This is a genomic window from Pirellulales bacterium, from assembly GCA_019694435.1.
GTDB lineage: Bacteria > Planctomycetota > Planctomycetia > Pirellulales > JAEUIK01 > JAIBBZ01.
Genome location: JAIBBZ010000002.1, coordinates 1 through 12337, shown reverse-complemented (window position 1 = coordinate 12337; position 12337 = coordinate 1). Strand labels below are relative to the sequence as shown.

General features: G+C 65.6%; 4 protein-coding genes. 3 read left to right on the top strand and 1 reads right to left on the bottom strand.

The window, feature by feature from the left end:
* The first annotated feature begins 515 nt into the window (after positions 1–515).
* Positions 516–1550, top strand: a complete 1035-nt coding sequence (locus tag K1X74_02220) for a hypothetical protein (protein MBX7165142.1) — start codon at positions 516–518, stop codon at positions 1548–1550.
* 611 nt (positions 1551–2161) lie between these two features.
* Positions 2162–2653: a hypothetical protein gene (locus K1X74_02215; GenBank protein ID MBX7165141.1), complete on the top strand. Its 492-nt coding sequence runs from the start codon at positions 2162–2164 to the stop codon at positions 2651–2653.
* A gap of 231 nt (positions 2654–2884) precedes the next feature.
* On the opposite strand, the gene K1X74_02210 is transcribed toward K1X74_02215, so the two are convergent.
* Positions 2885–8071, bottom strand: coding sequence for a hypothetical protein (locus tag K1X74_02210; protein MBX7165140.1), 5187 nt, complete (start codon positions 8069–8071; stop codon positions 2885–2887).
* A 507-nt stretch (positions 8072–8578) separates the two neighbouring features.
* On the opposite strand from K1X74_02210, the gene K1X74_02205 reads away from it, so the two are divergent.
* On the top strand, positions 8579–12337 hold a 3759-nt coding region (locus tag K1X74_02205; GenBank protein MBX7165139.1), incomplete at its 3' end, for an alpha-2-macroglobulin.

The window sequence follows — 12337 nt, the reverse complement described above, 5'->3', positions numbered from 1 at the left end:
GCTTCAGGAGGTAGGTTCGGCGAGCGCGGGCTCGGCAGGGTGGACAGCGAAGGTGCGATTCGCCCCGGTGGGTGGTCGCTTGCGCCGGACCCGTCATACGGCCGAACTACCGGGTAGGGGCAGCTCGCCGCCGCGGGCACGAAATCTTTGCTGTGTGAAGGCAGGCTGGTAGTGGCCAAGGCGGGATTCGCGGCAGCCCTCCCCAGGGCAGGGACCACGAACGAACGCATTTTATTTGACGCGCAAGCATCTGCCCATGCCAGAGTGCACGCCGGAAAACTTGCCCACCATCTGGGAAACTGATCTGACCGATTTCGAGAGACCAACTGAGCACACAAACTCAATGACAAACAGGGTTTATGCACTGAACGGAAGCCCTGGGGCTTCCGTTTCTCCTAGCGCGCAAAGCAATAATTTGGCGGCTGAGGATGTCTCGCAGCCGTTCGCTCGGCCGGCATACAATGTTGCGAGACCGGAGCCGTGGCGGTTGCCGGGCAATCAATCCAGAAGTGTTTATGAGTTCATCCATCGAAGCCAACTCGACCGTGAAGAGCCGTCGGAAGTGGCTCCAGCTTGCGCCGAATCGCCGCATGTTGTTGTTGGCTGTCGTGGCGGCGCTGTTGGGCGCGGTGGCATATTTTGGACCCGCCGAGCCGACGACTCCGCCGCTGAGCAAGCCTCGCGTGGCCCGTCCCCGCAAGACCAAGCCAGCGGCAGCCGAGCCCTCGCCGCAAGTCGCGTCGCTCGGTACGGCGCCAAGCGCCGAGGCGTCGGCGCCTGCACAGGGGCAAGCTGCGCAAGCTTTGCCGGCGATCGAGACGCAGGTGCTCTCGCCGGCGCCTGACCCGCCCGCCCCCGCGGCAGCGCCCGTGCGCCGGTTGCCTTCTTCGTATGCCACGACCGGGCCGGCAAAGCCCGGCACGCTGCAATCGCCGATGGAGGCCTTGCGCGAGGGCGAGGAACCGCAGGCCCCGGTGCCGACAAACATCTCGTCCAAGATCCGCCGCTATGCGGAAGTGGTCGTGTCGCAGTACGACGTCGACAACGACGGCCGGCTGAGCCCGACCGAATATGCCGCCATGCCGGGCGAGCCGGCGATGGCCGACCTGAACGCCGACGGTATTCTCGAGGCCCATGAGATCGCGGCCCGGGTCGCCGTCTACAGTCGCCGGCGGCTGATCCGCCTGATGCCGGTGCCCGTCGAGCCGACCCAGCCCACGGAACCCGGCGCCGCGCCGGTCGCCACGGCAGCGCCCAGCGGCGACCCGTCGGCGGCCGAACTCGAACTGGCCCGCCGCGCCCGGCAGTTCTATGTGCCCGAGCGCAATCTGCCCACCGGCCTGCCCGATTGGTTCCTGGCCAGCGACACGAACGGCGACGCGCAGATTTCGATGGCCGAATTCTCGGCCCGCTGGTCGGGCACCGAGCTGCACCGCTTCGAGCAGTACGACACCGATCGCGACGGCCTGATCACCGCCGCCGAGGGCCGCGCCATCAACACCGCGGCCCCTTCCACACCCTCGGCAACCGACGCGGCGGCCTTGCGGTAGGGCGTGACTGCAATTCTCGACGCAGCCCCCGTCCAGGTATAGCCGCGACCGGCCACCGCCGGTGGCTACTCAGCCAGATCGCCCGCTTCGACTGCACACATTCAATTCACGTGCAACGCGGGATGATACGCCATGGCGTTTTGCCCCGAGGGATGCCACGCGATTGCTCAATTGTCGACGCCGCTTGTACGTGCGAAAGGCCGTACCATGCGGTTAGAAGTGCGGAACTGTCCGTCGAGCTTGTCCTCACCTGCGATCACGACATCGCCTCGCCATCGCTGCACGAAGAACAACTGCCTGCGACGATCTTCGATGGACTCTCACTCCAAGGGCTCAATCGGATCGGCTGTGATGCTTGTCGAAGCTCTTTTCGGGGGGCAAACTTGTCCTGAACTCTGCTGATCGACTCCGCCAGGGATGGGGCGGTATTCGACGAGCGCACCACGTTCCCGAGCGACTTCGAACCACACGAACGTGGAGTGGTCTTTTGAGAAGCGGACGACTGAACTCCCAAATTGCCGCGCGCCCAAGGCCCTTAGAAAGTCGCGGCCGGCTGCTCAAGCCGGAAGAATTCGAGCGGGACAGACAGGGCTGATGCCATGGCTACGCGAATGGAAGTCAGCTATGGATCGCCCTTGCGTAACACTTTTACCTTCTGCCTGGCGATGCCCGATGGCGAGGTCAAGTTTCGAGGCGTCTTTCAACTAACATGCAGTCGTTGGTCCAAGCTGAAGTACACGTGGCATGATGGACGACAATTCGCTCTTCACATGCCAAACAGGATTCCAACGTCGCTTGAGAGATCAAGCAATGTCCCATGCCGGTTGATTACGCTGGGAGACACTTCGGTCTGTGAAGGTCGCCTGACAGGCTCGGTCCTGGCCTGTTGCCTGAACTTGCATGACATCGAATGGCGTGTCGGCGAGATGACGATCTTGAATTATCCTGGTTGTCGTGGCGGGCGGCTGAAAACCGCGGATGGCAGGACACTGGCCGTGTTTCGGCGCGGCCAAATCGGAACGATCCTGGTCAGTGACGCAGTAAGTGCCGACATGCTGCCACTCGTGGCCGGGATGATCGTCGCAAACCTGTATGCCGAATAGCGTCACGCCATCTGTCAGGCCATTCGGACTGAGCTCGACCGCGCGCGGCATCAGGTGCGGAATCGCAACGGGCGCGGCCAGGGGCGACTGCGGACTTCGCGTACCAATTGGCCAAAACTCCCGGCGGATTGGTGCTCGTCCTTTGGCGGAGCACACGCGACCGCTGGTTTCCAAGCGACTTGAATCCCAGCCGGTAAGAACGGCGCAGCGTTGCGAACACTGACCGCCGCTCTAGTTACCCGAGCTCTGTCGGCTGCGCCCGCGGCCGCGGTTGCGGTCGCGGAGGATGTCTTCGAGCACCTTTTGCACGGCGATGCCCTTGGCGCTCTTGAGCTGCACGACCTTGATCGTGCGATCCGATTGGAGCGCCGCCGTGTCGAGCTGCTTGACCAGCGCCTCGACCTCGCGGAACAGGCTTTCCGGGGCCAGGACCACCAGCGAATTGGTCGTCGGATCGACGCTCAACGTCATGTCGGGCAGGGCCGTGTCGACGGCCATCCGATACTGGACATATTCGGCCAACTCGCCGCGACCACCGCGCGGACCGCCGCCGCCACCGCCGCCGCGTTGCGCAGGCTGGGGCCGGGGCGTGAGTTGCGTCTTGTAGACATCGCGCAGCACGGCCTCGACGTCTTCGGCGTCGGCGTCGTGCACTTTGAGCACTCGCGGACGTTGCGCCTGGGCCGAGGCGGGCACCTCGTCGGTGTCGAGTACCTTGAGCAGTTCTTCAATCGTCGCCAGCTCAGTGGCCGAAGCCTGCACGATGATCGCGTTGAGCCGCTGGTCGGGCACCACGGTCACGCCGCTGGCGCGAAAGCCGAAAAAGCCCGAGGCAAACAGCCGGTCGATGCTGTCGGCCACGCTGTTGGCGCTGGCATTTTTGAGCGTGAACACGGTGAACTCGCGGCCGGTCGACGGGGCCCGCGCGGCCAGCGAACGCAGCACGGTCTCGAGCTGATCGAGCGCCGCCTCGTCGTCCGAAGCGATCGTGATACTGTCCGGCCCGACGGTGATCACCACCGGCGGCGGCGCGTCGGCTGGCGACGCGCCGGTTTCCGTGGGCTCATCGGAACTGGGCTCGGCGGACTCCGCCGGATTCGTGTCGGAGGGAGCCGCTTCGGTCGGCGTCGCTTCGGCGGGTGCTGGCTCCGCGGTGTCGTCCGCAACGGGCGGCGGCTCATCGCCGGGGAAGGCGCAGGCGAGGGCATTTTCAAGCGGGTCGGCCGTGCGCAGCCGGCGCGGCTGCCAGGCGCCGTGCTTGTTCGCGGGGTCTGGGTCGCTCGCCGGCGGTTGCTGGTCGGCCTCGCGCTCTTTGCGCAGCGATTCGACGGTGGGGGCCACGGCCGACGGCGTGACCACGCGAATCGGGTTGCGCGAAATCTGCGGCCAGAGTTGTTGCAGCTGTTCGAGGGTGGACTTACCCGCCCCCTTGGGGATGGCGATGACGCGTAGTTTGCGCCCGTTCGACGTGCTGTCAGCCAACAGCGGTTCGCCCATCTTCGCCAGCAGCTTGCGGATCTCGGCCACTTGCTCGGGGGTACCGCGGACCATCAACTGCTGCGAATCGTAATCGGCCTCGACCTTGGGCGCGCGGCCCTTGCCGGCCGATCCGCGCGATTCGAACAGCTCCTCGATGGCGAATTCGGCCGTATACGGATCGATCACGCGCAGCGGCAACACGTCGACAACCGGCGTGACGGTGCTCATTTGTGCGAGCGTGGCGCGGATCGTGGCGTGTTCGCTGGGCCGCGCAAAGACGATCAACTGGTTGTTGGTCTCGTCGGGCACGATTCGCGCGTCGGTGGCGGTGCCCAAGAGGTTGGTCACGACCTTGAGCAGCGCGGCCGCGTCGGCTTCGCCGGTTTGGTAGACCTCGACCTGACGGGCCTGGGCCAGGTCGGCGGGCGTTTCGAGTTGATCAAGCGTCCGCCGGATCTCCTCGTGCTGGCCGGGAAACGCCCAGGCGATGATCTTGTGCGACTTGCCGTCGAGCGAGAGCCGTACCTCGGGCGCCGTGGCGAACATCTGTTGCAACACGGTCAGCAGGCTGGCCGGATCGCCCTCGTGCAGTTCGTACACGCGCACCGTACGTTCTTCGCGCACGGCCCCTTCGCGGTCGAGCTCGGAAATCGCGGTGGCAATTTCCTCGTGCTCCTCGGAAGTGGCCGACACGGCCAGTTGCCGGTTGCGCAAATCGACCGCCATCCGGGCCAATGGCACCAACGGCTGAATCACCTGCAAAGCGACCGCCGGGTCGCCGTGCGCGAGCGGATAAACGCGCGACGTGCGACGCTTGTTGGGCGGGACATCGCGGGCCAGTTGTTTCACCAGTTCGGTGATCCGCGGATGCTGTTCGGCGCGGGCCCAGGCCAAGATCGTCTCGGTCTTCGTGTCGGCCACGAACCGCGCGTCGGCCATCGCACCTTGCAGCAGCGTCACGGCCGAAGTCGGGTCGGCGCCGTCGAGCGGATACACGGCCAGCGTTTGTTGATTGTCGGCGGTTTGATCGATTTGCTCGATCGCGGCGGCGATGTTGGCCTGCTCGGCAGCGCCAGCCCAGGCGACAATCTTTTGCGACTTCGTATCGAGCGACAGCCGCACGTCGGCGCGCGAGGCATACATCTGCTGCAGCGCGGCCAGCAAAGTCGACGGATCGGTGGCGCGCACCGGATAGACCCGGACCTCGGGCTTGCCGCCACCGGCGCTTTGCTGTTCGATCGCCGCCACGGCCTCGGCAATCTGGACATGCTCCTGGCCCGTCGCCGTGACCATCAAGCTGCCGGACCGTGGATCGACGGCCATGGGCGTGTACGGCTGCAAGCCGCGCAGCACGGTCATCGCCGTGGCCGGATCGGCCGACTCGAAGCGATAGGCGCGGGTCGACTTGCGAAACTGTTCCGGCAGGTCGGTGGCCAGCCGGGTCATCATTTCGCCGATGCGCGTGTGCACGTCGTCGGCCGCCCACACGACCACGGCGTTCGACTTCGTGTCGGCCGCAAACCGGGCATCGACGAACGCCTGCTGCAACAGGGTCATCGTGGCCGACAGATCGGCCGTACCTACCGGATAGGAAACAAGCTTCGGCTGGTCCGCCCCGCGCAACGGTTGCTGCAATTGTTCGATCGTCGGCCGCAACGTCGCCTGCTCGTCAGGCGTGGCATAGACAATCAAGCGTTTGCCGACCGTGTCGGCCGTAATGCGGGCCTTGGGAAACGCGCCCGTCAAGGCCGAGGCGAGCGAACTCGGGTCGCTGTTGCGGACGTTATAGACTTCGATCCGCGGCCGGTTCGGATCGTCGAGCGCCGGCTGCAGGCCCTCGATGGTTTCTTTGACGCGGAGCTGATCGTCGGCGCGGGCGAGGATGATGATCGTGCCGGCGGTCGTGTTGCTGATCAGCTTGGCCTCAGGCGCGACGACGGCCAACACCTGGGTCACGGTCGAGAGCTCGGCCTGACCCAGCGGATGCACCTGCAATTGCAGCCGCCGCGTCGGGGGCAAGTCGACATCGAGTTGATCGACCGTCGAGCGCACCTTTTCCTGATCCGCGGCCGCGGCCCAGATCAGCAACTGGTTGGTCTTCGCCTCGACGACCACCTTGGCCGAGGGCACCAGCGCCGCCAGCGCCGTGACAACCGGCGCGGCGTCGATGTACTGCAGACGGTAGACGACGAGTTGCGGACGCAAGGCCTCGGGCACCTCTTGGGCCAATTGCTCGACCACCGCGGCGATCAGCTCGTGCTGTTTCGCGCGGGCCCGAACGCGCAGCTCACCCGGCGTCGCGGTGCCCAGCACCTGAATACCCGGCAGTTCGGCGGCCATGTCCGCCAGAGCCTTGGTGACGCGTTCGCGCTGCTCGGGCGTAACGGCATACGTCTCGAACCGCGGCACGTCGCCTGCGGCCGGCGGAACTTCGATCTGGGAAATCGTCGCGCGGATTGTTTCGTGCTCGTCCGGCAAGGCCAGGGCCACGATGGCACCGGCCTTGCGATCGAGCGCGAGCTTGGCCTTGGGCATTAACGTCTGCAGCGTCGCCAGGATCGTCGCGAGGTCGGCCTCTTCGACGCGGTAGACCTCGACGCGACGGGTTTGTCCCTCGGGCCCGCCGGCCTCGATGCCGGCCAGCGTCTCGCGGATCGTCGCCTGCTGCGGCGCCGTGGCCCAAACGGCCAGGTGTTCGGCGCTGGGGTCGAGCGCAACCTTCGAGTCGGGCACGAGCGCCTTGAACATCTCGAGCAACTGCTGCGGCGACCCGCTCGAGGCGATCGAATAGACCTCGAGCCGGTATTGCTTTTCGACCGGCTCGTCGGCCTGCATCTGGGCCAGCGTTTCCTTGATGCCGACCTGCAGCGACGGCGTGGCGAAGGCCATGATCTGCTCGGTTTTGGGGTCGTGCACGAAGCGGCCCGCGGCAAACAGAGCTTCGAGCGTCTTGACGGCCGCCGCGCCGTCGGCGCCGGCGAGCGGATAGACGACCAGCGTCGGCTTCTCCTCTTGCTTGGGCTGCTCAGGCGGGTTCGGGGCGGCCGGCGGCGGAATCGATTCGATCACCGCCGAGATCGCCAACATCTTGCCCGCCGTCTCGGTCACGACGAGTTGCTTGGTCTGCGGCAGCGTCACGCACTTACCGTGCGGGCCCAACAGCGGCGTGATCTCGCCCGACACGGCCGCCGGATCGCGACCCTGGAGCGGAAACCGCACGGTCACCAGTTCGAACTTGCCGCGCTGGTCGAGATCGTCCAGCTTCACCTCGGGAATCAGGTCGGCCGGGATCTCCTCGTCGAGCTTTAACAACATGAGCATGCGTTCGCGGCGAATGAGCGTATACCCCTTCGTCAGGAGCACGCCGTTGAGCAGGTCGATCGCCTCGGCGGGACTGTAGAGGCGGCTGTCGGTGTAATTGAACGTGCCCGGCGGCGGCGCATCGAGCACCAGCGATAAGTCCGACTGCTCGGCAAACCAACTCAGCACTTCGGACCACGGCTGGTAACGAAAACTGAATCGCAGCTTGCGCTCGCCGGGGGGACCGGTTTGCTCGGGCGAGGGCGCCGGCTCGGTCATGGCCACCCAGCGGGCCAATTGCTGGTCGGTAAGGATCTCGGCGAGCTGCGCCTCGATCGATCGCTCGATTTCAAGATGGCTTTCCGGCGAGGCCTCTTCGAGCGCGCGGGCTCGGGCCTCGAGAATCTCGGAAACGCGGCGGCGCTGCTCCGGCGTGAGATCAAGATGGTCGGCCACGGCGCGCTGGCCCAATTCGACCAGGCTGCGCACCAGGCGCTGCGGCAGGGGCACCGCCGGCGGGGCAGGGGCCTCCGTGACCGGAGGCGGCGCAGGTGCCGGCTCGGCCGGCGGGCTCGCCGGTGGAGCGGCCGCCTGTTGACCGGCGACCTGTTCGGTCGTTGCGCCAACCGTGAACGCCAATCCAACAACCAACCATGCGCAACGCGATGCAGTACCAGACATAACCAGGTCTCTCGAGCACGGTGAGCGGCCGCGCCGCGGTGAATACAACAGGCAGGCATTGCCGTAGGGTGGGAGCCCCAGGCAACTTGCGGCAAGGCGGGGGACCGATCGCGGTCTCTGCAGCCTGGCCCCCCGAGGGTCGCGCCGCGAAAGACCGAAACGTCGCTATTCATAATAGTCACGCGTGCCGGACCGAAGCTACCGGGAACAGATTCGAATCGGCGGTGCGTCGATTGTCGCAAGTCGATGCAGAAACTCAGATTGCGACGCCGGACCGAATTTCGACAATGCACGCTGGACAAGGAAGTTCGCCGGCCCGTGGAACGCGCGGCCGGTTTCAAGCGTCTCTATTTGCATCCGCATCTCGGGGTCGCTGCGCGCCCCCATTCAAGCAATGGACGCGCTGCCGGGCGTGCGGCCGAGCTTTTCTTGTCCAATCAGGACAATCTGCAAGGATCAAGTCAGATGAACGGGCGACGTCTCGCGCTGGCGGCGTGTGTAGGTTCGGTCTTATGCCTGGTGACGGGTGCGGCCGTGTTGTTTTCGGCCCCGCCGGGCGGGAACGAGGCTCGCAACGCTGCCCGGAAGCAATTCGACGCCGGCAATTTCCAGGATGCGTTGAGCTTCTACGAACCCTTGGCGACCGACCCCCAATCCGACCCGGTCCAGGTGCCTGACGACTTGCGGATGGCCGTGCAGTCGCTGCGCAATCTCGGCCGCGTCGATGAATGCGACGCGCTGATCGAGAAGAGCCTGGCGGCGCAGCCCAAGAACTGGCGCCTGCTCGCGGCGGCCGCCGAGCTGTACGCGCAGTTGGACCACTTTGGGCAGGTCATTGCCAACGAGTTTACTCGCGGCAATCAGCGCGGCCGCGGCGAGTTCGTCGGTTGCTTCGAGCGCGATCGCGTGCGCTCGTTGCAGTTGGCCGTTAAGGCGCTGGAATTGGCCGCTGACGATCCGGCACGCACGGAGATCGCAACGCTGTATAAGCAGGTTGCCGACGTGCTAATGTCGAATCGTTACGGCGCCGCATGGAAGCTACAAACACTGACCGATCTGACCGTGCTGCCCGACTACGAAGCTGCAGGCGGCTGGGGCCGCGGCTGGAGCGGCGGCAGCCAAGGTGCCCCGGTCGATGCCGAAGACAACCCGGTCGTCTACCGCGTGCCGGCCACTTGGGAGGCTGCGGCCAACGACGGCGAGCGCTGGCGCTGGGCCCTGGCCCAGGCCGTCGCGATCGATCCGCAGCGCGCCGACGAGGTGACCTACACCTTGGCCATGTTCTGGCATGGCCAGTTCGGCGTGCAAACGCTGGCCGACTATGGCTACTGGTTCGGCCGCGACCAGGCAGAACGCGCCGCGGGCGGCAAAGACGGTAAGGCTGACGATGCCGCGGAAGAACACGACGAGAGCGGCACCTACGCCCTGCACACGTTGGCCGACGAGGAAACGATCTGCCGGCTGGCGATCGGCGTGCGGCGCATCAAGCTGGACGACGAATTCAACGCCATCAAACTGCTCGCACAACTGGCCGACAAACGCGAAAGCGGCTACGCCGAAACGGCCCTCACGCAGTTGGCCGACATCTTCACCAACCGCCGGCAATACGATCGGGCCGCCGAGTACCTCCGCCGCAACATCGCCGAGCACGGCAAGAGCGAAGCTAAGCAGCAGGCGCTCGCACAGATCGTCGACAATTGGGGGCGCTTCGAAGGTCAACTGGCCCAAGCGGCCGGGCGTGGCGCGACGATCGACTATCGCTTTCGCAACGGACGCCAGGTGCACTTCACGGCCCGCGAGATCAAGCTCGAGGCGCTGCTGGCCGCGGTCAAGCAGTATCTGAAGTCGAACCCCGAACAGCTCGACTGGCAGCAGCTTGATATCACGCAGCTCGGTCACCGGCTCGTGATCGAGAACCAGGCGCAGTTCCTCGGTCGCGAGGTAGCCAACTGGACCGTCGATCTCGAGCCTCGGCCCAACCACTTCGATGCCCGCACGAGCGTCGCGACGCCGCTGCAAAAGGCCGGCGCCTATCTGCTCACGGCCGACATGCAGGAGGGCAATCGTTCGCACGTGATCGTCTGGCTGCACGACACGGCCTTGGTGCAAAAACCGCTGTCGAACCAGCATTGCTACTTCGTGGCCGACGCCACGAGCGGTGCGCCGGTGCCCAAGGCGAACGTCGAGTTTTTCGGTTACCGCCAGGAGCACCGCGGCGGCCGGCGGTTCACCGTGTTGACGAGCAACTTTGCCGAGTTCTCGGACGCCGACGGCCTGGTCCGCCCCAGCTCGAAGCGTCTCGATCCGCAATACAACTGGCTGGTGATTGCCCGCACGAATCAAGGCCGGCTGGCCTACCTCGGGTTTCAGAATGTGTGGTACGCGACGCGGTCTGAGGCGCGCTACGACTCGGTCAAGACGCTGTTGATCACCGACCGGCCCATCTACCGGCCCGACCAGAAGGTGCAATACAAGCTGTGGGTCCGTCACCCCCGTTATGACGAGCCGGCCGAGAGCGAATTCGCCGGCCGAAGCTTCCAATTGGTGCTGACCGATCCACAAGGCGAAAAGGTCCTCACGCAAGAGGTCAAGGCCGACGCCTATGGCGGGATCGCCGGTGAATATGCGCTGCCGCGCGATGCCAAGCTGGGCGTCTGGCAGATCTACCTCGAAAACGTCGGCGGCGGTTCGTTCCGCGTCGAGGAATACAAGAAGCCCGAGTACGAAGTCACCGTCGACGCGCCGGCCGAGCCGATCCGCCTGGGCGACAAGTTCACCGCGACGATCACGGCCCGCTATTACTTCGGCTCGCCCGTCACCGAGGCCCGGGTGAAATACAAGGTGCTGCGCACGCCGAACGCCGATCGCTGGTTCCCCTCTGGCCCCTGGGACTGGCTCTACGGCAGCGGCTACATCTGGTTGGGCAGCGACTACGACTGGTACCCCGGGTTCACGCGGTGGGGGTGCATCCGGCCGATTCCGCCGTGGTGGGGCTTCCGCCCGCAGCAGCCGCCGGAGGTCGTCGTCGAACAAGAGGTGCCGATCGGTCCGGATGGCACGGTGCAGGTCGAAATCGACTCGGCGTTGGCCCGAGCGATCCACGGCGACCAGGACCATCGCTATGAAATCACGGCCGAAGTGGTCGACCAATCGCGTCGCACCGTAGTCGGAACCGGCAGCGTGCTCGCGGCGCGCCGGCCGTTCGAGGTCACCGTCTGGGTCGATCGCGGCTTCTCCCGCACCGGCGAAACGTTGCGTGCCCAGTTCGCGGCGCGGACCCTCACCGGCCAACCCGTCCGCGGCACGGCGGTGCTCGAGCTGCTGAGGATCACCTACAACGACCAGCAGGAACCCGTCGAAACCAAGGTCGAAGACTGGGAACTGACCAGCGACGAAGGGGGCCAAGGCCAGCAGCAGCTCGTCGCTGCCGCGCCGGGGCAATATCGCTTGTCGTGCCGCGTGACCGACGCGGCCGGGCATACGATCGAAGGCGGCTACGTGTTCGTCGTCCGAGGCGAGGCGTTCGACGGCCGCGACTTCCGCTTCAACGAACTGGAGCTGATTCCCAGCAAGCGCGAGTATGCTCCCGGTGAAACACTCGAGTTGATGATCAACACGAATCGGGCGGACAGCACGGTGCTGTTGTTCGTGCGACCGCAAGACGGGGTTTATCCGGCGCCGCAGGTCGTGCGTCTGCACGGCAAAAGCACGACGGTGAGCATTCCGATCGCCGTCGGCGACATGCCGAACTTCTTCGTCGAGGCGGTCACCGTCTCGGGCGGCAAGTTGCACAGCGAGGTGCGCGAAATCTTCGTGCCGCCCGCTGCGCGCGTGGCCCAGATCGAGGTTCTCCCTTCGGCCCAAGAGTATCTGCCCGGCCAGGAAGCCAAGGTACAGCTCAAGCTGACCGATCTGGCCGGCCAGCCGTTCGTCGGTTCGACCGTGCTCGCGATTTACGACAAAGCGGTCGACGCAGTTGCCGGGGGGTCGAACGTGCCCGAGATCAAGCAATTCTTCTGGCAGTGGCGCCGGAGTCATTCGCCCACGAACGTGACCAACCTGGGCATGATGTACGGCAACCTGGTGCCCAAGGACGCGGTGCCGATGCAAAACCTGGGCATGTTCGGCGAAACGGTCGTCGATGAGCTCATGGTGCGGCGCGTGGGCCGCGGTGCCGGGGCGATGGACGCCGCCGTGCCGATGGCGGCGCCAGCGCCCGAGGCC

Coding starts and splice junctions, on each gene's coding strand:
- K1X74_02220 (MBX7165142.1), top strand. CDS start 516: ATGAGTTCATCCATCGAAGCCAACTCGACCGTGAAGAGCCGTCGGAAG.
- K1X74_02215 (MBX7165141.1), top strand. CDS start 2,162: ATGGAAGTCAGCTATGGATCGCCCTTGCGTAACACTTTTACCTTCTGC.